Here is a 21,187-nt window from a genome sequence, read left to right on the forward strand (position 1 = left end):
GCTCTAACGATAGGCTTGATACTTAGCGTATCGGCGAACGCGACTGAACCTTTAGCGAAAAATCACCCTGCCGTCGCTGGCTCGACCTCAGGGCCGATCGCATCCCAGGCGGTCTTGATATCGGTCAGCAGGGCCTGAACTTCGTCCAATGTACGAGGCGTTTCATCCAGCGCTACACCTGCCAGACGGCGAGTCATGTAGTCATAGAGCGCATCCAGATTCTCGGCGATCTCTCCGCCAAGTTCTTTGTCCAGAGCAGCCTGCAGCACACCCAAAATGGTGATGGTACTGCCTACGGCCATGCCACGAATCTCGGTATCGCCTTCAGCGAGCGCTTGCTTGGCCAGCATCACACGTTGCAAGGCGCCTTCGAGCAACAGCTGCACCGTACGATAAGGGGACACCTCTTGGCTGGTTTTGACCTGCTTGTAGGCATCGATCGGGTTTTTGCTCATGAATTACTTATCCTTTCTGACGAAGCCGGGCAGGTTGGCGAGCATGCTGCTCAGGCTATTGCTGGTTTGCTTGAGCTGCCCGACCAGAGAATCCATGGCATTGAATTGCGAATAAAGACGCTTTTGCAGACTCTCGACACGCACGTCCAACGCCTTGCGCTGCTTGTCGACATCCTGCTTGGTGGCTTGTAGCGCATCGTTACGCTGCTTGAGCACCCCATCAGTAGCAACGTACGAGGAGGTAAAACTCGACAGGCGCCCCATCAAACCGCCGTTCCCAGTCAGATAAGCCCCTACCTCGTCGAAGTTCTTATCTAGCGCAGCAGTTAGCTTAGTGTCGTCCAGGGACAGTTTGCCGTCCTTTGCGGTGGTGATACCCAACTCCGCAAGCGCTTGAATGCCGCCTTGCCCAGATGCACTCACCAATTCGTTACGCATTCCTGAGATAAGGCTACGTACGGATGTATCACCGAACAGAGGCCCCGTTACAGGCTTGGAACCATCCACCGGGACGAAAGCCGTCAGCTGCGAGGTAGTGGAGATTAGCGCATTGTAGGCATCGACGAACTTTTGAAGGCTGCTTTTTACAGTGCCTTTGTCGACGCCCACGGTAAGATTAATGGTCTTGCCATCGGCCAGATCGCTGGAGCTTTGGGCAGCAAGCAGATCAAGCGTTACACCTTCAAGGGCGTCCTCGATACGATTGTTGTTCCGAACCAATTGCAGACCGTCGATGGTCAATTTGGCAGACTTAGCTTGAGTAATGACCCCACCCGCACCGGAGGTCGAATCTGGCTTTAGATAGGCGCCGGTATTATCAGGATCATCGGCGGCGGTGAAAGCCAGCACGGAAAGCTGGTTATCGCCTGCTACTTCATCACCTGAAGGTGGCGGCACCGTCACCTTTACGTCATTACCCTGCCCTGTCTTGGTCGAACTCAATACCAAGCGAGAACCTGAGTCGTCTGTAATAATGGTTGCGCTGATACCACTGCTCTTACCGGCCTCATTGATCGAGTCGCGTATCCCGGCCAGAGTATTGTTGGCCTCCGTGACTTCGACATTGATACTCGTCGAACCGGCAGAAATCTCCAGGATACCACCACTAAACTTAGCGCCAGTGCCACCAGATACGGACTGCAGCGCTACCTTGCTGCTGGATGCCAGCTGCTGCACTTGCAAGCTGTAGCTACCGGCTGGAGCCGTGGATGTCGCCGAGGCTTTTACCACGCTGCTACTGGACGTGCTGGCCGTGCGCGATTCGAAGAGAGAGGCCTTGTTCAAGGAGTCAACGGCGCTTTTGAAGGTGTTGATCGCTCCAGTAAGCGTGCCGATCGCCGAAATCCGGGTAGTGGTAGCTTTCTCGAGATTGTCGAGCTGATTGGCCTTCGGCGCTTTTTCAGCATTGACCAGAGACTTGACGATCTCGTCAATGTTGAGTCCCGAGTTTATTCCTGTAATACCGGCCATGTTGTGCTACCTCGTCAAACATTCGACGTCACTCATCATCGGGACGAGTATCAATCAAAACTCATGCCAAGGTTTACTGCTTATGCCTCAGCCTTGAACAGTAGACTACGCACCTCCGACAGGTTCTCTGCCAGCTTGAGCGCTTCTTCTGATGGAATTTGTCGAATCACATCACCTGATCCAGCGTCCGTTACCTTTACCACGACCCGGCCAGAACCGTCGTCTACGGCAAAGTTAATGCTGCGTCGAACGCTTTGAACGAACTCCTGAATAGTCGCAACCGCATCCTCGACCTGCTTGCGACTCACACCCTGAGCAGGCTGGACGGTGCTTGCACCAGGCTGTGCAGCCTCGTCCACATCCTTAGCAGCGCCGGCATCGCCAGCAGCGGTGGATTTCTGGCGGACATCGACAGCACCAGATACGCTGCCATCGCGGCCAAGCGCAGGAAGTACAGGGAGCTTAACCGAACCAACGTCCATACATTTCTCCTCACAATGAGGTAACGGGGGAAAGAGCCAAGCCCTTCCCCCCGCAGTCTAGCGCCTTTACCTTAGCCCAGCAGGCTGAGCACGGCCTGCGGCAGCTGGTTGGCCTGGGCCAGGATCGCAGTACCTGCCTGCTGCAGGATCTGGTTCTTGGTCAGGTTCGCAGTCTCGGTAGCGAAGTCAGTGTCCTGAATTCGGCTGCGGGCGGCCGAGGAGTTCTCACTGATGCTCTGCAGATTCGAGATGGTGTTCTCGAAGCGATTCTGCACCGCACCAAGCTGAGCGCGCTGACTATCGATATTGGAGATCGCGCCGTTGATGATACCCAGAGCGGTCTGCGCGCCACCGGCGGTGCTGATATCGATGTCACGAACCGAGTCCAGGGTACTAAACTTGTCCTCACCCAGGCCGGCACTCATGCCGCGCACTTCAAAGGCATCAGCCGCTTCCAGTTGAACCTGGCCGTCAGCACGAGCACCGCCACCTGCCGTGATGCTGCCGGAGCTACCAACGTTCTCGTCACCAGCAAAGTTCTTGGTCTGCAGGCTTGCAGTCGCACCGCTACCGCCCTGGTAGTTCTTGATCGCGATGGCATCACCGCGCGAGTTAACCAGTTCGATCTTGTCACCCTTGGAGATGGCGGAGATACCCGTCTTACCGGTCTCCTTGTTGATGGCGTCAGCAAGGGCGCCCAGATCCTTGGTATCGGTCACTACCGCAGAAATGACTGCTTTATCGGTATCCTTGGTAGTGCTGTTAGCACCATACAGCTCGAAGGAAATAGTGCCACTCGCAGAAATGGTGCCCAACTCCGCAACAGTACGGGCATTGGCGGTCACACCAGTCTCGTCACTCTTGGCATTGACAGCGCGAGCGATTTCACTGGCTGCGGCGCCACTGGCCGGACCGCTAATGTCGACCACACCACCGGATGCACCTGCGGTGAACTTGGAAGCGATCTGGAACGAAGTGTCGGAGTAGGCAGAAGTACCATAAGCGGCTGCACCACTGGCACCACTGGCGATGCTGCCAGCACCACCACCGGAAGTGGTGACACGGTTGATGCCGATGCGATCAGTCGCAGCCGAGCCGATGGAGACGCTGATGGTCTCATAGGCGTTGGCACCCACCTGGAAGCTCTGAGAACCGAACGAACCGTCGAGGATCTTGCGGCCACCGAAGCTGGTGGTTTCGGAAATGCGGTTCAGTTCCTGTTGCAGCTGGGACACTTCGGACTGCAGTGCAGCACGTTCGGTCGCACCGTTGGAACCGTTGGCCGACTGCAGGGCCAGGTCACGCATACGCTGCAGAATACCTGTGGACTGCTGCAGAGCGCCTTCAGCGGTCTGCGCCAGGGAGATACCGTCGTTGGCGTTGCGGGTCGCAACGCCCAGGCCGTTGATCTGGCTGGTCAGGCGGTTGGAGATCTGCAGGCCTGCTGCATCGTCCTTCGCGCTATTGATACGATAACCGGTGGAAAGACGCTGGAGGGAAGTGTCCAGGCCTTTGGAAGAGCTGTTCAGGTTACGCTGAGTGTTGAGGGACGCAACGTTAGTGTTGACTGTAAGGGCCATGGTATTGCCTCCAGATGACCTTGAGTACCGATTGTCTGAGCTTGCGAGCTCGGGCCTGCATGCTCAGACGCCCAGAGAGTTCGCATTCGATCTCTTTATCGGCGCCTCCCCAATGAGCTTTAGGGACTTTTTTAAGCTTTTTTTATTCTTTCCCGCTCAGTCATTTAACAGCGCTCTCGCTGACCAGAGAACGCTCTGCCTGAAAACCGTCGAGCCATTCGCGTTGAGCTCGACGGCAATCACGCACGCTCAGTCCGGCATCCAGGCATCGCGCCAGCGCTGCAGGCCTGCACCTTCGAGCATCCAGTCGCGATAGACCGCCGCGCGCAAGCGATCTCCCGCTTCGGCTGCAGCATCGAGGTCGTTGATGTGCATACGGATGGCTTCGACCCAGTCGCGGAAACGGTTCTTGACCCGGGTTACGGGCAGATCCCCCTTGTAGCACTCCAGATCACTGCATACCACGGGAAAACCACAGGCGCCGTACTCAAGCAGGCGCAGGTTACTCTTGCACTCGTTGAACAGGTTCTGCTCGACCGGCGCCAGCGCCAGATCCAGATCCAGACGCGCCAATGCAGCTGGATACGAATCGATCTCGACCCCGGCATGCATCTCATGGATGTAGGGACGGATGGCGGCTGGGCACATGCCGAAGAAGACCCACTCCACCTCCCCTGCCAGTTCCTTGACCACATCCGCGATCAACTCCAGATCCCCGGTATGACTGACCCCACCGGCCCAACCGACCCGTGGCTTGCGCCCACGCCTGCGCTTGGCATCCAGGCCCTGCCACCACCCGAGCGGCAAGCGGTTCTCCACTACGCGAATATCGTCATGCAACCCGGCGAAGGCTTCGGCTAGCGGCGCAGTAGAGACCACGAAGCGATCGACGAAACTCAGGCCACGGCGCAGGGACTTGAGAATATCCCTGGGCATGTGCTCACGGTGCACGCTCTTGATCGGCAGGTTGGGCAGATAGTCATCGAGTTCATAGACGGTGAAGGCGCGCGAGAACTTGCGGATGCGCCGCATCGCCTCCAGACGCTCATCGCCGATCTGGCGCTGCAGCACCACCACGTCCGGCGCGAAGCGTTCGAGATCGGTGACCTGCAGTAAGCCCATGGACAACATGCCATCAGCCAGTCCTTCGGATTTCATGGCCGAGAATGGCTGGATCACCCGATAGTGTCCACAGCCCCACGGGTCGGCAGGGTGTGCCAGTATCACCGGCAAGGGCCGCCAACTGAGCGGGCGCCAAGTCAGCGATACGTCACTTTCTAGATCAAATCCCCCTCCACTGAGGGCTAGGTTGCGGTTGTAGGCCGGATCATTCGCCAATTGCGGCAGATAACGCTCATAGAGCTGATCTTCCACCGCAGCCTCTACCCGCTGGGACGGCGCCTCATGCAAAACCGCTGCATGTGCCGCCCAAACCGTCAGGTAGCCTGCCTCACGCGCCTTCAGGCACAGATCCACGTCACGGAATGCAGCCAGACCGCCATCCAGTCCGCCGAGCTGACGGAACAGTTCGGCACGCACCATCAGGCAGGCGTCCCCCACGGCACTGTAGTTCTGGTCGACCTGTAAGCGCTGCAGATAACCCGCCGCGTCCATCGGCTCGCCCACAAAGGCAGGCGTAGCGGGGCCGTTGAGCCCCAGCACCAAGCCCGCCTGGGCGATGCGTCCGCCAGGTGTGAGCAGCTTGCCGCCAACCACGCCTACTTCCGGGCGCTGAGCATGGTTGAGCAATTCGTCCAACCAATCCGCATTGACGATTGCTGCCGCCCCGGAAAGCAGCAGCAAGTATTCACCACGCGCCTGCTCGGCTGCGTGGTTCTGCGCCAACGTGCCACTGACCGCCAGCACACGCACCTTATCATCGCCCAGCGCGGCCACCTCACGCAGCCAGGCACTGACGTCGGCACGCGCACCGGTATCAACTAGCAGCAGCTCGTAATGGGCGTAGGCAGTTTTCTCCAACAAGCTGTCGATACAACGCTGCAGCTTAGGCAGCGGAACATCAGTGGACAGGATGATCGACACCAGCGGTGTGGCAGCATGGCCGTAGTGCACGCGGTAACGTGCAGGCAAACCGGGCAGAAGCTGGGCTTGATAGCCACGATTGCGCAGATGACGTTCGATCACGCGGAGCTCGTCGGGGTTATCGCGCAGCGTCGGCGCAGCGGTAATCAGCAACGGCTCGTCGATATGCCCCAGCCCCACCAGCCCATCCTGCTCGATGAGCCGGGTCAGCAGCTCGAACTCGAAGGCCTCGGGATACTCGGCATCGAAACCACCGCAGTTGATGAAGAGATCGCGGCGATACAGCCAGTAACGCGCCATGACCAACGGAAAGCTGAGCAACAGATCAAGGTTGAAACCAGGCAGGAAAGCGGCGCCCAGATTGCCATCGGGCAGACGCTGCAACTGATCACCATAGACAGCGCGACAATCGGGATTGCCCGCCAACTCTAACGCCGCGACCATCAACCCACTCTGGGTGAACTCGTCACCAGCGCGCGCCAGCATGAACCACTGACAGTCACTCCCCTCGACCGCACGATTGATCTGCGTCGCCAAAGGCTCGTCGGTCATCGGCAGGAAGTGCAGCTTGTCCGCTGCCGATGTGGCCGGCACCTTGGATGGCGTGATCACCAAAATACGCAACGTCGCGTACAGGCAACGCTCGCCAAGCAAACTCTTGAGCGTGGCCATCAAGGCCTCGGATTGCCCCTCGGCATCGAGCACAACAACACCGATAGAAGGCCCACCCTGATGCGCCTGCAGATACTCTCCGATCAGGCGGTTCTCGGCAGCCGTCGGCAAGCGATCGGCCAGCCATGCCTGCAAAGTACTCTTTCTAGCAGTGGCAGCGCGCTCTTGCGCTGCAGCCTGGGTAACCGCAATGAAGTGATCCAGGGCTGGCCAGAAATCGATCTGAGCCTTGAGTAGCCGGTCACGCAGCAGATGATTGGTAGATTTAGCCCGCTCAATCTCTTCAGGCTCAAGGCTCCAAGCCACGCCATAAGCTGTGGGTTCGAGCTTCAGTGGCGCCCATTCGTTGGGCAAGATGACGGCCAGGCAGCCACAAAGTGCAGCCTCTCCGCCTAGTGCCGACGCTTCGGTGCAGTAAAAAAACTCGCACTGCTGAAACAGATCGGCCAATTCCTCCCAGGTGGCGGGCCACTGCGCGGTAATTTCCACGGCATCTGCCGGCAACAATGCCGGGGCGACTTTGGCCTGACCACGCCGCCCCTGGTAATAGCAAACTTTGCCTGGAACGCGTTTTGCGGGATCAGTAGGCGGGCAGAAAACCTTCAGATCCGGAGCCGGCAAATACAGAACTCGGTCTTCTGCCATGCCCGGTAGCAGCAGAGGTTCGGTGTAAGAAAACAGAATGTCGTCGTTCTCATACTTACCCCGCCCCTCGACGAACCCTGGCTGGTTGAGTATGTAACGTACAACAGTACTGGCGTTGAGCGGATTGCCATCAATGATCTCTGGATAGATGGCAATCGGCTGCAGCCCCTGACTGCGATGCAACTCCACTACATCTGGCGTCAGCTTGGGGGTCATCAATTGAGGATTCAGGACGTCGGCGACGATATAGGCCTCCTGTCCCGAGCGGTTTAACGCGTCACATAACATGTGCATGACGCGAATACCCGAGGAGCTCCTACGATAGTTCGGAGCTTGTATGTAATACGGCAGCGGGCGCTTGATAAACAGCTCACGTTGCATTGCCAGTTTCCCTTTTACATATCTGTTTGATTCAAGCGGACTCACGCGAAAAGGCATTGCCCCTAAAGAGACCGCTGGAGCTGTAAGGCATGATCAAATGTAGCCACACCGCGATTGGGGATGAAGCTTATCCTCAAGCAGACGCCCAATAAAAACACGACATTCGATCAGATATCCATTGACTCACACTGGCAAGCTGATGAGCCTCGCGCAACTGCCGGACTCAACACATTCAAGACAATGCATGGAACGTCAATAAGTCATCGAACAGGCAACCATAATCGACCCCCTTTTCGCGCAAATGCCGCTCTGCGTATTCACGTCCGGCGAATGTGGCAATGAATACATAGACTCCGTCTCGCCGTAATGCCTCCAGCGCCTCCGAACGCACCACGGACACCCCACAAAAACGGTCAGCCTGCAAGTATTCATCCACAACGACCACCAGCTCACTGCCGGGACGTAGCGCTCGTAGTGCACGACTCAAACGAACACCATGAGTATTTGCCCCCCAGAATGCAAAACGCAGGGGGGTCGAATCATCAGGTAGCAAACGATGCAACGCCTGCTCCATCAGATGATTGTAGCGGCTACGCTCGCGCGACTCGTAGAACGCACTGATTTCAGCCCAAGGCGCCCAGCGCTCACGAGCGAGTTCTATTTGCCTGGCTGCCGCGCTGCGGATCTTCTGTTTGACCTCTTCGATATCCGGCACCTCGGGGTTCCAATCGATCTCGGCGAAGGTGTCCCGAGTATGGATCTTCACGAAGCGATCCAACCAGGCGAAGCGATCACTGATATTGTGTGCCACGACGATGGTCGGGATGCCCATTGCGATGCAGGGTGCTGCGCAATGCAGACGGCTGGTCACGATCAGTGCACCTTCGTCGGCATAGCGTCTACACAACTCGCGCGCCAGGGCATCCAGCCGATCAGCCTCCTCCTGATCGGAGGGAATGCGCTCATAAGGGTATACGTGCGTCAAACGCTCGGACTTATCGAGAAGCGCTTGAGGCATGTGCTTGAGCACCTCGTCCGGTACGTCGACGAGAAACACCTTGCCATTGGTCGGAGCGCGCTCGCGAAGGGGAAAGGTGATGGTCAGGCACCCCGACAGAAAAGCCGCCACCCCACGCGAGCGGAACATCTGCATGACCCGCTCGTCACGTGTACCGATGGGTTCGTGCCGGCGGAAATGCTCCAGCTGCACGGGATCGTCGACATCGCTGGACAGACCGAAACTGAAGTAGACGGGGATGATGTAGGGTGACAGCGGCAAGGGGCTCTGCGCGTTGCCCAGGGTGAAGTAACCACACATCGGCATCAGGATGTAGCCATGACGCCCGTCGTATTGCTGAAACTCATAACGATTGAGCCGCACGATTTGCTCAGGTGCGATGCCCATGCAGGCGTACAAGTGTTCGACCGCGTGGGTCTGAATATCGTCGCCCAGGTTGCTCCGACTTCCTGATGTGAGATGGCCGAAGGTCATGACGTTGGTTATGAGGCCATATTTTATGGCCGCAGGCGCGAGCATCGGATGAACCTCTAACGGGTGGGAGCGGTCGCCCAGCGGGCAATCACTTCAGCGTGTTTCTGCGGGTGCAGGAATACGTAATTGGTCTGGATGGTTTCTTCGGTCACCTGATCGCAGCTTTGCAAGGATCCGTCGGCGCTAAAGACCCAGGCGCCATAGCCGTATTGCGCCAACAAGGCAAACACGTCATTGGGGTGATAGCCGAATTCCCGCGACCACTTGCGCAACAGTTCCATGAGGATGATCGGGGTATGCTGCAAAGTCTCACCCCCGCCCTGCACCACCATCAGTTCCGCGCCCTCGACATCGATCTTCAGCAATGTGGGAACGATATCGCGCTCGGCGCAGAAGCTATCCAGGGTCGTGGTGCGACAGGTCACGCTCTGAATCGAGGTACGGCCACGGGTCTGCCCGGTGACCTTGAGCGAAGTGGCGCCAGAAACATCCGGCGCATAGAGGAAACTCAACTCGTCTTCCTTGTTGAACATGCCCATGCAGATCGGCTCTACGTTCTGCAGGGCATTGAGACGAATGTTCTTTTCGAGTGCTGCGACAGTGCTTGGAATCGGTTCGAAGGCGAATATCCGTGAGCCAGGGCAATTGCGCCCCAGTACAAGCGAGTACCAGCCGAGGTTCGCACCGATATCGAGGAACACGTCGCCATCACCAAAAACCGCCTTGAGAAAACGGGTCTCCTCCGTCTCGTAGCTGCCGAAATCCAGCAGCGTGTAGGGCGTGGAGTGTAGATCGACCGGGTCCATCAGCATGCTGATTTGATGAAGGGCCGAACGAATTTCGACGCCCTGGGCAGTGATGCGAATTTCTGCCACATCGATGTCGGCCAAAAAAGCAACGTAATCGAACAGCCCGGCATGCAGGCCATTGAGATGCTCCGCGTACTGGTACTTGTCGATCTCACCAGCCCTGTAGCGGTCCCGAGCCAGGATCAAGCGATTATGAAGTGTCTTTTCCATGTCGGTTTACCGTTCAGGATTCAATGAAATAACGCAGGGTTCGCTCGAAACCTTCTTCGGGCAATATCACCGGGCGCCATCCCAGGCGCTCCATACGCGCCAGATCGAAGTGGCCACCAGCGCGAAACAGTGCCTGCCGCTCCATACTGGGTGGCAGGTGCTTGACCTTGAGGCCAGGTATTGGAGAAAGCCGCGCGATCAGCCTGGCCAGATCGAGGATGGTGGTTTCCTGATCCAGGCCGACGTTGTAGGCACTGCCACCCTCCCCTCGCAGCAGCAGGATCAGGAACGCCGCAGCAGTATCGGCCACATAGCAGAACGGACGACTGCCGGAACCATCACTATTGAGCACGATATCGCGCCCGGCCAGGGCGTCAGCGACAAAATCGGCGAAGGAGCGGCCGTCATCCAGCGCGATCCCTGGGCCATAGGTATGAGAAATACGCGCAATCACGGCATGCACGCCGTACTGGCGGTGATAATCGGCACACAGGGTTTCCACCACCCGCTTGCCTTCACCGTAGCAGGCCGAGACATCCAACGGGTCAAGGGCGCCAAAATCGCTCTCGCCGATGGCCTCCTCGCTGTGACCATGGCCATAGACCGCACCGCTGCTCATGAACAGCAGGCGCGCGCCATGCGCCTTGGCCAACTCCAGCAGATTGAACGCCCCCAGCACATTGGAGCGCAGCGTGCCGACCGGGTCTGCAAGGTATTGCCGGGGGCTGCCGGCGCCTGCGGCGTGGACGATGAAGTCGACCTGCGGCAAAGCGGGCATCGGCGCGCAGACATCCTGAATGATCGGTCGGAACCAGTCTCGCTCGGCCAGATGCGCGAAGCGCTGGCGTAGCTTCTGCGAATTGCGCGCCAGAGCGTGAATGACCACCGGAGACTCCGGCCAGCGCTCGCTCAGCGAGGCGAAGAACTCCACCAGATAACTCGCCAGGAAGCTGGTAGCGCCGGCGATGAGGACATGACGACCGGCGAAACGGCGCCAGTCTTCGGGGCGAGAGAAAACCAGCTCGATGTCTTCGGCGATCACCGGATGACGAGTCATACCGCCCATCTCACGCAAGCCTCGCCAGCACGCCCATGACCTCGCCTCTCGTCCAGCCGACGTCCACCGGCAAGCGCAATACATCCACCACCTGCAGACCGAGCCGCGCCAGCAAGCGACGCATTGCAGTTTCGGTGAAGAAATTGACGTGCTCGTGCCAGTGCCGCTTCAGCGGTGCCAGTTGCAAGCTACCGGGATGCTCACGAATCAGTGCTTCATGCGGCACCTCGAGATACAACAGGGACGTCGGATGCAGAGCCGGCAGCATCCGCTGTACCTGATCGTAGGGGAAGGCCACATGCTCGAGCACCTGGCTACAGGAAACGAGGTCATAGCGATGGCGCCCCATGAGTTGCGGCTCAATACGCTCGGCGCCAGGCACCAGCTCTACGCCGGAGATATCGTGGATGTGCAGCAGGCGATTGCACTCGCGAAAAGGGCTGTTGATACCGCTGTCGCCCCCCCAGTCCAACACCGCGGGAGCATCGGGCAGATACGGAGCGAGCCAGGCCTCGACCTCGTCGAGGTAGGCGGCACGCTCGTGATAGTGAGGTATCACGTTGACGTAGTTCGGCTCGAAACGGATGCGCTGAGCGTTGTAAAGCTCGTCACGGTAATTGTGGTAAAGCGCCGCCATCTGCTGGTCAGTGAAGCGATAGTCGAGAAACAGAGCACCGCAATCCTGGCACTGCAGCGAACTGCACAGCGTATAGGCCATGCCCTGACGCAAATCGCGCAGCCCCCACTCGTCGGTGATCTCCACCGGCTCGTGGCCGAACACCCGCAGGGCAACGAACGGCATCAGCACCGCTGGCGACCGGCTTAGGTCGCCGTTACCACAGCAGATGCACTGCCGGGCGATCAGCTCTCGGCTCACCATGTGCTGCGCCCTCCGTCCATCACGAGGTTGGCGCCGTTCATGTAGGCGGAAGCATCGGAGCACAGAAAGGCAATGGCGCCCCGGTACTCGTCAGCATCGGCCATACGGCCGAGCGGAATCAGTTGCGTCAGCTTGCTGACGAACACATCGTTCTGCCCGGCATAAACGCCGCCAGGCGAGAGCGCATTGCAACGCACGCCCTGCTCACACCAGTAGGTGGCCAGGTACTTGGTCAGGCCGATCAGGCCATGCTTGACCACCGAGTAAGTCACCGGTTTGACCGGCTGCTGCCCGGACTCGCGCCCTTCGACCCGGTACAGGCGCTGATCCGGCGCGATGACACCGAGGTCGGAGGCAATATTGACGATCACCCCACCACCCTGCCGCGCCATCTGCGCGCCGAACACCTTGGCGCAGTTGAACGCACCGCCTAGGCCGACGTTCAGGTCGAGCTGCCATTGCTCCCAGGGGAAGTGCTCCAGGCGGGAAAAGTCCTTGTCGCCGGCGCTCTCCACCTTGGGATTGCGTGCGGCATTGTTGATCAGGATGTCCACCCGGCCATGATCGGCCAAGAGCTGCTGCCCAACGGCCTCGAGTGCCTGCAGGTCGGTAATATCAACCACGTAGGTCGGCGCCTGGCACGCTGTTTCTTCGGCCAACTTGGCGGCGTTGGCGGTCAGGGCTTCGCCGTTGATATCCAGCAGCACCGGGATGCCGCCAAGGCCAGCGATGGTTGCGGCATGCTGATAACCCAGCAGGCCCGCGCCACCGGTGATAACGGCCACGCGACCGTCCAGACGGAACAGACTGTCTACGCTAGCCATGCACGTTAACCTCGCTCAGCGCCACTTCCCTGCCCTCCTTCAGTGAACGCAGGGCCGCCAGTGCCAGACGCAGGCTCTGCAGGCCGTCGTGCAGGCTCACCTGCGGCGTAGCCGAGCCGTTCACACAATCGAGGAAATGCCGCGCCTGAGCCAGGAACATGTCGTTGCGCACGAAACCGGGGAAGTCTTTCTCCTCGCTCAACTCGCCTTCAGCGCCGTAAACGCGCAAACGGTTGGCCAGCAGGTCGATCTCGGCATAACCGGCGTCGCCGACGATCTTGAAGCAGCGCACCGGCGGGCGTTGCAGATAATCCTGATGCAGCAGGATGGGGAAGCTGCCCATGGCGCCATCGCAGCGCATCAGTGACGAAGCGGTGTCTTCGACGTCAATTTCCAGATGGCTGAGCTGGCCGCCATGGGTGACGATGCTGCGCGGCAGACCGAAGAACCAGTAGATCAGATCCATCTCGTGAATCTGCGACAGAATCACCCCGCCGCCCTGATCGGCGCGCGCGGCGTACATCTGCCGGTAGTCCTCGTAGCGATGCCAGTTAGGCAGATACTCGCCGATTTCCGAACGCACACTCAGCAGGCGCCCGAAGAAACCGTCGTCAAGCAGAGCCTTGAGGCGCTGCAATCCAGGATGGAAACGGAAGTTGTAGCCAACGTGGAACGGCAGGCGACGCTGCTCCACTTCGGCCAGCAACTGATCGATACCGGCAAGATCGCTGGCCAGCGGTTTTTCCATGAACACCGGTACACCAGCACGTACGCAGTCCAGTGCCACCGGTACATGCAGCGAGTTTGGGTTGCAGATGAAGGCGGCAGCCGGCTTTTCCGCCAGCGCCGCGGCCAGGTCGTGATGCACGACGATGCCATAGTCGCGCTCCAAGTCGGCGCCTTCATCGACAGTCAAGTTGTCACGCAGCTTGATACGTTGGCCGCGCACCCGATAGGCGTGCACCTGCAACTCATCTCCGAGCAATTGGCGCAGGTTGCGCAAGTGACGCTGGCCGATACCGCCCAAGCCACAGAACAGAATCTTCACGATGTTTTTCTCTCGTTGAGGGCCGTACCACGCAGCCAGGCGGCAGCGAGCGCCGCCATACCGGCAAGCCAGCGTGGTTCGTCACCGGCCTCGCCACGGGCGACTTGCAGAACGAAATCGCCACGGTAGCCGTACTGGATCAGTTGCTCGCGCAAGCTGGGAAAATCGGTATCGCCCTGCCCCAACGGCACGGTCGTGGCGCCCAGGCGGCGGTCCTTGATATGCACACTGCCGACACGCGTGCCATAGGCGGCGAACTCCTCCGCCGGGCGATAGCCCAGCGACGCGCTGTTGCCAGCATCGTAATTGACCTTGACCAGCGGGTGATCAAGCAGGTCGAGCAATTCACGGAAAGCCTGCGGCGCTAGATCGGTTTCCAGGTGCAGCTCGACGCCATGGCGTTCAGCCTGCGGCAGCACCTGGCGCAGATTCGCCACTACTTGGTCGCGCTCCGCCTCATCACGGATGCGCGAGGCGTCGACGAAAGGCAACACTACGCGTCCCACGCCCATTTCCGGGCAGATGCTCAGCAGCCACTGCAGGCGCTCGATCAGCTCGGCATTCTCGGTCTGGCTGCAGCGCAGCAGCGGACGATCCATAAAGTAGTCAGCACAGATCGACACCACGGAGATGCAGTGCTCAGCCAGCAGACCGCGCAGCTCCTCACGCCCTTGCGCTGTTTCCAGCGGATTGGCGCCCTCGCCGAACAGGTCATAGATCCACTCGATGCCGCGCAGGCCGATATCGGCCGCACGAGCGATCTCCAGACGCCAGCCCTGGCGCGGGAAGGACTGGAAGCGCCCTTCTTCCGGTGCGCCCAGACGGCCCTGCATGGTGTAGAGGCCGGCGTCGGCGTATTGGCTCAGGTAGTCGTTCATCATCACTCATCCACCAGCGGAATCAGCATGTTGGCGCGCAACTCGTCGCGCTCCAGGAAAGGGAACAAGTCTTCCAGCGGGCTCGAAACCATGACACCGTTCTGACCGATCTTCGAAGTGATGCGCGGGCCGATAGCCTGGTCGGGCTCAACCATCACCTCACAGAGTACTGGCCCCTCCAGCGCCAGTGCCTCATCAATGGCCTGGCGCAGGTCGGCGCGGCCGTCGATACGGCGAACCGACAAGCCAAAGGCGGCGGCCAGGGCCGAAATGTCCGGCAGGGTCAGCCCGGAATCAGGGTCGCAACCAATGGTCTGCTTGAAGTAGCCGCCTTGCGAGGCGCGGATCGAGGCATAACCATTATTGTTGAGCACGAAGTACTTGATCGGCAGGCGCAAACGGCGCACCACTTCCAGTTCTTGAATATTCATCACGAAGCCGCCATCGCCATCTACCGAGATGGTGCGTCGGCTGCCGCTGCCCAGGCAGCCGCCGATTGAGGCAGGTAGGCCATAGCCCATCGAGCCAAGACCGCCGGTCGCCACCGCACGCTGACCGCGCTTGAGGCGCACAGATAGCCAGAAGGTGTCCAGCGCCGCACCGGAACTGCCGGGGATGATCTGGTCGCCCTCGGCCATGGCCTCGGACAGGGTTTCGCTGAAGACGTAGGTGTTCACGTAGTCGCTAGGCTGGCGGTACTCGGGCAGTACCACCGGGTAAGCAGCCTTCCAGTCCTGGCAGCGCTCGCGCCAACTCTGGCAATCCAGCGCCTGCGAACCATTGGCGGCAAGCAGTTGCTGCATGAACGCGCGCGCATCGCAGACGAAGCGCTCGTCGGGCATGTCGCCCAGTTTGGCGATTTCCGCCGGATCGATGTCCACCACCACGATTTCGGCCTGACGCGCGAAGTGGCCGCGGTTGAAGCCGGTGATAGAAAAGTCCATGCGACAACCGATGGCCAAGACCAGATCAGCGTTCTGCACACTGAAATTGGCGCCACGCTGCGCCACGGTGCCGCAGCGACCGACATAGAGCGGGTGCTCGTACTCAAGCAGATCCGCGCCGATCCAGGTGGTCAGCGTCGGTAATCCCAGCGTCTCGATCAGCTCGCACATGGCGGCTTCGCCACCAGCGGCATGCACGCCATTGCCCACCAGCAGCACGGGGCGCTGGGCCTGGCGCAAACGCTGCACCAGTCGTTGTATGGCAGAGTCGTCGGGAGCCAAAGGCTGCGTATCCACCTCGGGCGTGTAGCCAACAAGCTGCTCCGGCGCGATCTCGGTGGCCTGCACATCGAGCGGTACATCCAGCCACACCGGGCCTTTGCGTCCGCTGAGCATCAGATGCAGGGCCTTCTCTAACTCATAGCGCACCCGCAGCGGATCGAGCAGACACACTGCGTACTTGGTCAGAGGCGTGACCACGCTGACGATATCCAGCTCCTGAGTACCGAGCTGACGCAGGCCGCTGTCGCCCTTGAGGTCGGCACGCTTGACCTGGCCGGAGACGAACAACGCCGGGGTCGATTCGAACCAGGCACCCGCTAAGCCGGTGATGGCATTGGTCGCTCCGGGGCCGGAAGTCACTAGGCAGGCGCCGAACTTGCCAGAGGTGCGCGCATAGCCTTCGGCGGCAATCGCGGCACCCTGCTCGTGGAGCATGCTCACGGCAGTCAGTCGCGGCTGACGGAACAAGGCGTTGTTGAGGTGCATGGCCCCACCACCGGGCAGGAAGAACACATGCCCGACCCCCTGATTGGCGATGAATTCGAAGATGTAATCGGCGACGCGCATTTAGGATGGCTCACTAGGGGAATGCTGAGGAACACGATCGGCGGGAACGGCATAGAGCACCAAATCCCAGCCATCACTGACGTGAGGGCAGAGACTGAAACGGTAGGCGTCGTTGTACTCATGCAACTGCAAGGCGATTTGCCATAGATGATTCTGCTGGTGATAAACACTCACAGCGATCAGTGGCTGATGCTCGCGGATCAACTGACGACCGCCAGCCAGACACTGCGGCTCGAAACCCTCGATGTCGATCTTGATGAACGTGGGGCGCATGCCCTGCGCAAGCAGATGATCCAGAGTGGTCATCGGTACAGGCTCGTCCCCCATACCAACGCGTGACGAGGGGCCATTACTCGCTTCGATCATCACTTCACCCTGGCTATCGCCCACAGCCATGCGATGAGCATGCATACCCGGCTTTGCCAGACGCGCCAGGTTGGCCGTTAGCGCAGCGAAGTTGCGCGCGACGGGTTCGAAACAGTGGTACTCGCTAAAACTGCGGCCGCTTGCTAGGTAGCCTTCCGCCGTGTCGCCATTGAACGCCCCCAGATCAAAGACCACCTCATCGGAGCAGTCCGTACTGAACGCTGCGTCGAAGTAAATCTGTAACGGCGAAGATACCGGTAGCAGATCGTGATTCAGATGCAGGCGCCACTCGATGTGATCGACAAACAACTGGCGTGACGACTGGTCGGCCAGCAGAGCGAATGCCTGCCGGATCGGCTCGATTTCACCGAGAACATGCTCAGGTAAATCCATGCAGTAATGCGGCAACAACTGAGCGGGATAGCGCCAGGCCAGGTGACCGAACAGCGCAATGCGCTGGAAGCCCAATTCATACAGTGGCCGCAAGCGGTCAGCCATGCAGTCGTGAATATGGCCACTCCAGATCGTGCAAATCACGGCAGGCAATTCACCGGGCCATTGCGCCACGAACTGTGCTGGGCTGTAGACCGGGACTGTGTCAATGCTTTGCCCCGCAAGAGCTGGGTTATTGTCGATGAAAGCGCACGGCAAATGACCTAACTCGTTGAGCAGCGCCAACGCCCGGCGCCCAAGATGGCTGGCACCGAACAGCACGAAGGGGCTTTCCAGCGAGCCGATCAGACGCTCCAGCGTCTGTGACTGGCGTTCACGCACAGACTCCAGCGGCTCGTTCAGCAGTCGCTCCAAGCGTTTTGAAAGAAGATCGGTAGGCATATCTGCGCGCTCAGAGTGATTGCAGGTAACGCAAGGCCGACCAGAACCCTGCGCCGTGATCCTTGTGCCCCTGCCAGACCTCGGGGATAAAGCTGACCTGCGGGTGCTGGCGAATCTGCGCCCAGGTGGCCGGCCAGTCGATGTCGCCGGTGCCCATCAGCACGCCTTCACCGTTGGTACCCTTGGCATCGGCCACGTGCAGGTGCGCCGAATGCGGAAGCAGCAGCGCCAGCGCCTGCTGGAAATCGAGGCCGAAGTGGAAGCAGGTCATTTGCAGGTGCGACAAATCCAGGCACAGGCGCAGATCATACTCGCGCGCCTGGGCGGCCAGCTCCTCGGGCATCATGAAGATATTCTGGTGGCGCTGACCCCCGAAGTGCCAGGGGAACGGAGCCATGTTCTGCGGGATCAGTTCGGTGCCGGCGAAGTCCACCTGGCGGCAGGCTTCGTGGAAGCGCTCGTAGAGTTCAGGGCGCATGGCCAGCGGGCGTGGCTCGTCGGCGGAGAAGCCACCGATATTGGCGACAATCAAACGTGCATCGGCATTGGGGAAGAACTCGCCCATCTGTAGCGTGGCATCCACCACGCGCTGCAGGTTGTCGATCGAGCGCTGGCGATAGGCCGGATCGTCCGAGGCCAGATCCAGCAGTTCGCTGTTCTCGAACAGCTCCGGCGCGTGCACCACCAGGCGCGAACAGTCGACCTCGGCGAGAAACGGCTGTGGTTTGAGGCTGAGGTCACGATAGGACAGGTGGAACTCGAACAGATCCGGATTGATCCGCCGACGGTAATCGAGGAAGTCGTGATAGCGCACCGGCACGCCCCAGCGAATCGGCAGGTCGAACGCCAGGCGCTGCTGCTGGGCCTGCTCGCTCAGGTCGCTGTCGAAGAGAAAATCGCCCAGAGCGATATCACGTCCGGCCGGTTTGCCCAGCAACTCCGGCAAGCGATACGGCGGCAAACCTTGGCCGGGGCTGGCGATACGCAGCATCGACGCCTCCATGATGGTGCCACGGGCGATGTCACAGGCAGCAATCACGCTCTTGCCGAGGTTTTCGCGGTTGAGCAGCTCACCCTGACTGGCATGGCGACCCGGCCCTTGCCAGGGCAGGGCAAGCTCCAGTTGGCGGATGCCGTCGACCAGTTGGCGGAACTCGCCCGGCTCCAGGCTGGCCAGGTGATCCGGCCCTTCCATGCCGCGATCTAAGGTGATGTGACGCTCCACCAGTTTGGCGCCCAGCGCCACTGCGCCGAGGGTGATGGCGATACCACGCTCATGCCCGGAGTAGCCGATCAGGCCATGTAGCTCCTGCAAGCGCCGCAGATAGCCGAGCTGGATATCGGCCTCGGGCGCCGGATAGGCGCTGTTGCAATGCAGCAGGGCAAAGGGCACACCGAGCGCCTTGAGCTGCTCGATGGCGCGCACGATCTCGTGCTCGAAGGACATGCCAGTGGACAGGATCAGCGGCTTGCCCAGGCTGGCGGCCTTGGCGATCAGGTAGGGGTTGCACAGATCCGCCGAAGCGATCTTCAGCGCCGCCACGTCGAAGCTGGCCAGCGCATCGACACTGGGCTCGTCCCAGGGCGTGCACAGGTAGGTGATGCCCTTCTGCTCGCAATAGGCGCGCACCTCGCGGTGCTCGTTGAGGCTGAGTTCCACCTTGTCTAGCAGATCCTGAATGTACTCGACGCCCAGATCCTCGGCGCGCGAGCCATCCGCCTTGCGTCGGTAAAGGGCCTCACGGTTGCGCAGTTGAAACTTGACGCAATCGGCACCGGCCTCGATAGCCGCATCGACCAGTTGCCGCGCCAGCGCCAGCGAGCCGTTGTGATTGTTGCCGACTTCGGCGATGACGTAGACGCGCTCGCCGCAAAGCGGGAAGCCGTCGATATGAAATGGGGTCATTGGATTTTCGTTCGCCATGAGGTCACGCCGCTCGATTCGAAGCGGAAGTTCTGGGTCTGACAGCCCAGCGCGCCGACGGCGTTGATCACATGCTGGCGGTGCTGGGGCTGGACGTAAAACAGGAAAAAGCCGCCGCCGCCAGCGCCCAGCAGCTTGCCGCCACAGGCTCCGGCAGCCAGGGCGGCTGCATAGATGTCGTCGAGTCGGCCATCACTGATGGCCGAGGAAAAGCGCTTCTTCAATTGCCAGGCTTCGTCCAGGCAGGTGCCGAACGCCTTGAGTTCACCCCGGATAAGAAAGTGGTGCATGCGCCGACACAGGGTGACGCTGGCGCTGAGCAGCTCGGTCTGCGACAGCTCGGCCTCGATCTCCTCGCGCTGCAGTTCGTGCAGGCGCCCGGAGTCATGAGAGATGCCGGTGTCGCACAGCACCAGGCAGGACTCCAGCTCATTACGGATGGCGTCTTCCAGACGAATCGGGTGAACGAGATTGCGCTGGTTCTCGAACTCGATCAGGTTGAAACCGCCGAAGGCCGAGGCGTACTGATCCTGCCAGCCACCGGCGATACCGAAACACAGGCGCTCGGCCTGGAACGCCAGCTCGGCGATTTCGTAGGTGTTCCAACGATCTTGACGCAGCTCGTTGAACACGGCGATGGTCGCCGTGGTGGCCGCCGATGAACCGCCCAGGCCGGAGCCTACGGGAAAATCCGAACGCAGGTAGAGGTCGAAGCCGTACTTGGGCTTGATCACCGCGACGATGGTGGCCAGCAGACTCTTCTCCGGCGCGGCCAGCAACTCGGCCAGGGAGCTGTAATGCTCTTCGCGTTTCAGGTCTTCGGCGAAGATGCTGATGCGCCCATCGTCACGCGGGATCAACGTGGCATGGGCATACAGCCCCACGGTGCAACTGAGCACCGCCGCCGAGTGGTCGATGAAGAAATAGGTGAGATCGGCACCGCCGCCGCAGAAGCTCATGCGCACGGGCGCACGAGCACGAGCCAGCACGGGCACCTCGGCGCTGGCGGCCATCTGCCGGGTATACACCTCAACCAAACAGCCTTGCTCGTCCAGACCTGGCAGGGCGATGTAGCCCAGGTCGAATGCCTTGAGCAGATCCTCACGCGGCACGCCGGCCTGCACCGAGCGAAACTCCTCGTTCATGCAGGCGGTAACCGGCTCGTCCGTTCTGCCGCCTTGCAGCAGATGGCGACGCACGTCACCGTTGGTCACCACGCCCAGCAGACGCATCTGCTCGTCCACCACGAAGGCGATCTGCAGGGCGCCAGCCTCGATGCACTCGACGGCGTCGAGGATGCTCTGCTGTTCGCGGATGCTGAGGTTTTGCACGAGCAGGCTCATG

General features: G+C 60.1%; 16 protein-coding genes. All 16 read right to left on the bottom strand.

Annotated elements, in window-relative coordinates; genetic code table 11:
• Positions 1 to 62: 62 nt before the first annotated feature.
• The 16 genes from fliS to DXK50_RS05820 all read right to left on the bottom strand — a co-directional run bounded on the left by fliS (position 63) and on the right by DXK50_RS05820 (position 21,186).
• Positions 63 to 455 (bottom strand): flagellar export chaperone FliS, encoded by a 393-nt coding sequence (gene fliS / locus DXK50_RS05745; RefSeq protein WP_161865567.1) that lies wholly within the window; start codon positions 453 to 455, stop codon positions 63 to 65.
• Between the two features lie 3 nt (positions 456 to 458).
• On the bottom strand, positions 459 to 1,925 hold the full coding sequence (gene fliD, locus DXK50_RS05750; RefSeq protein ID WP_212629649.1) for a flagellar filament capping protein FliD: 1,467 nt from the start codon (positions 1,923 to 1,925) through the stop codon (positions 459 to 461).
• Between the two features lie 80 nt (positions 1,926 to 2,005).
• Positions 2,006 to 2,407, bottom strand: a complete 402-nt coding sequence (locus DXK50_RS05755) for a flagellar protein FlaG (protein WP_161865565.1) — start codon at positions 2,405 to 2,407, stop codon at positions 2,006 to 2,008.
• Between the two features lie 71 nt (positions 2,408 to 2,478).
• Entirely contained in the window at positions 2,479 to 3,987 is a 1,509-nt protein-coding gene (locus DXK50_RS25345) for a flagellin (RefSeq protein WP_212629650.1), read from the bottom strand.
• 249 nt (positions 3,988 to 4,236) lie between these two features.
• A complete protein-coding gene (locus DXK50_RS05765; RefSeq protein WP_349292091.1) occupies positions 4,237 to 7,773 on the bottom strand; it encodes a glycosyltransferase in 3,537 nt (1,178 codons plus the stop codon).
• Between the two features lie 187 nt (positions 7,774 to 7,960).
• A complete protein-coding gene (locus DXK50_RS05770; protein ID WP_212629651.1) occupies positions 7,961 to 9,265 on the bottom strand; it encodes a polysaccharide pyruvyl transferase family protein in 1,305 nt (434 codons plus the stop codon).
• An 11-nt stretch (positions 9,266 to 9,276) separates the two neighbouring features.
• A complete protein-coding gene (locus tag DXK50_RS05775) occupies positions 9,277 to 10,239 on the bottom strand; it encodes an FkbM family methyltransferase (RefSeq protein WP_212629652.1) in 963 nt (320 codons plus the stop codon).
• 13 nt (positions 10,240 to 10,252) lie between these two features.
• The gene (locus tag DXK50_RS05780) at positions 10,253 to 11,296 is read right to left on the bottom strand and encodes an NAD-dependent epimerase/dehydratase family protein (protein ID WP_212629653.1); all 1,044 of its coding nucleotides are present in this window, start codon (positions 11,294 to 11,296) and stop codon (positions 10,253 to 10,255) included.
• 10 nt (positions 11,297 to 11,306) lie between these two features.
• On the bottom strand, positions 11,307 to 12,176 hold the full coding sequence (locus tag DXK50_RS05785) for a class I SAM-dependent methyltransferase (RefSeq protein WP_212629654.1): 870 nt from the start codon (positions 12,174 to 12,176) through the stop codon (positions 11,307 to 11,309).
• A complete protein-coding gene (locus tag DXK50_RS05790) occupies positions 12,170 to 13,000 on the bottom strand; it encodes an SDR family oxidoreductase (protein WP_249186700.1) in 831 nt (276 codons plus the stop codon). The genes DXK50_RS05785 and DXK50_RS05790 overlap by 7 nt, the downstream gene beginning before the upstream one ends.
• Positions 12,993 to 14,048 (bottom strand): Gfo/Idh/MocA family protein, encoded by a 1,056-nt coding sequence (locus DXK50_RS05795; protein WP_212629655.1) that lies wholly within the window; start codon positions 14,046 to 14,048, stop codon positions 12,993 to 12,995. The genes DXK50_RS05790 and DXK50_RS05795 overlap by 8 nt, the downstream gene beginning before the upstream one ends.
• Positions 14,045 to 14,926, bottom strand: a complete 882-nt coding sequence (locus DXK50_RS05800) for a sugar phosphate isomerase/epimerase family protein (RefSeq protein ID WP_212629656.1) — start codon at positions 14,924 to 14,926, stop codon at positions 14,045 to 14,047. Before DXK50_RS05800 ends, DXK50_RS05795 begins: the two co-directional genes overlap by 4 nt.
• Before the next feature lie 2 nt (positions 14,927 to 14,928).
• Complete coding sequence (locus tag DXK50_RS05805; RefSeq protein WP_212629657.1) at positions 14,929 to 16,719, bottom strand: thiamine pyrophosphate-binding protein; 1,791 nt, start codon at positions 16,717 to 16,719, stop codon at positions 14,929 to 14,931.
• Complete coding sequence (locus tag DXK50_RS05810; RefSeq protein ID WP_212629658.1) at positions 16,720 to 17,919, bottom strand: FkbM family methyltransferase; 1,200 nt, start codon at positions 17,917 to 17,919, stop codon at positions 16,720 to 16,722.
• A gap of 10 nt (positions 17,920 to 17,929) precedes the next feature.
• Entirely contained in the window at positions 17,930 to 19,825 is a 1,896-nt protein-coding gene (locus DXK50_RS05815; RefSeq protein ID WP_212629659.1) for an N-acetylneuraminate synthase family protein, read from the bottom strand.
• Positions 19,822 to 21,186, bottom strand: coding sequence for a GHMP family kinase ATP-binding protein (locus tag DXK50_RS05820; RefSeq protein ID WP_212629660.1), 1,365 nt, complete (start codon positions 21,184 to 21,186; stop codon positions 19,822 to 19,824). Before DXK50_RS05820 ends, DXK50_RS05815 begins: the two co-directional genes overlap by 4 nt.
• Position 21,187: the final 1 nt, after the last annotated feature.

The sequence above is a fragment of the Pseudomonas sp. KB-10 genome, assembly GCF_018221585.1.
In the GTDB taxonomy this organism is placed as follows: Bacteria; Pseudomonadota; Gammaproteobacteria; order Pseudomonadales; family Pseudomonadaceae; genus Aquipseudomonas; species Aquipseudomonas yangonensis.

What these genes read in the sequence shown, in the direction of transcription:
- DXK50_RS05755 (WP_161865565.1), bottom strand. Translation starts at nt 2,407, where the DNA reads ATGGACGTTGGTTCGGTTAAGCTCCCTGTACTTCCTGCGCTTGGCCGC.
- fliD (WP_212629649.1), bottom strand. Translation starts at nt 1,925, where the DNA reads ATGGCCGGTATTACAGGAATAAACTCGGGACTCAACATTGACGAGATC.
- DXK50_RS05820 (WP_212629660.1), bottom strand. Translation starts at nt 21,186, where the DNA reads ATGAGCCTGCTCGTGCAAAACCTCAGCATCCGCGAACAGCAGAGCATC.
- DXK50_RS05770 (WP_212629651.1), bottom strand. Translation starts at nt 9,265, where the DNA reads ATGCTCGCGCCTGCGGCCATAAAATATGGCCTCATAACCAACGTCATG.
- DXK50_RS05810 (WP_212629658.1), bottom strand. Translation starts at nt 17,919, where the DNA reads ATGCCTACCGATCTTCTTTCAAAACGCTTGGAGCGACTGCTGAACGAG.
- fliS (WP_161865567.1), bottom strand. Translation starts at nt 455, where the DNA reads ATGAGCAAAAACCCGATCGATGCCTACAAGCAGGTCAAAACCAGCCAA.
- DXK50_RS05780 (WP_212629653.1), bottom strand. Translation starts at nt 11,296, where the DNA reads ATGACTCGTCATCCGGTGATCGCCGAAGACATCGAGCTGGTTTTCTCT.
- DXK50_RS05775 (WP_212629652.1), bottom strand. Translation starts at nt 10,239, where the DNA reads ATGGAAAAGACACTTCATAATCGCTTGATCCTGGCTCGGGACCGCTAC.
- DXK50_RS05805 (WP_212629657.1), bottom strand. Translation starts at nt 16,719, where the DNA reads ATGCGCGTCGCCGATTACATCTTCGAATTCATCGCCAATCAGGGGGTC.
- DXK50_RS25345 (WP_212629650.1), bottom strand. Translation starts at nt 3,987, where the DNA reads ATGGCCCTTACAGTCAACACTAACGTTGCGTCCCTCAACACTCAGCGT.
- DXK50_RS05785 (WP_212629654.1), bottom strand. Translation starts at nt 12,176, where the DNA reads ATGGTGAGCCGAGAGCTGATCGCCCGGCAGTGCATCTGCTGTGGTAAC.
- DXK50_RS05790 (WP_249186700.1), bottom strand. Translation starts at nt 13,000, where the DNA reads ATGGCTAGCGTAGACAGTCTGTTCCGTCTGGACGGTCGCGTGGCCGTT.
- DXK50_RS05800 (WP_212629656.1), bottom strand. Translation starts at nt 14,926, where the DNA reads ATGAACGACTACCTGAGCCAATACGCCGACGCCGGCCTCTACACCATG.
- DXK50_RS05815 (WP_212629659.1), bottom strand. Translation starts at nt 19,825, where the DNA reads ATGACCCCATTTCATATCGACGGCTTCCCGCTTTGCGGCGAGCGCGTC.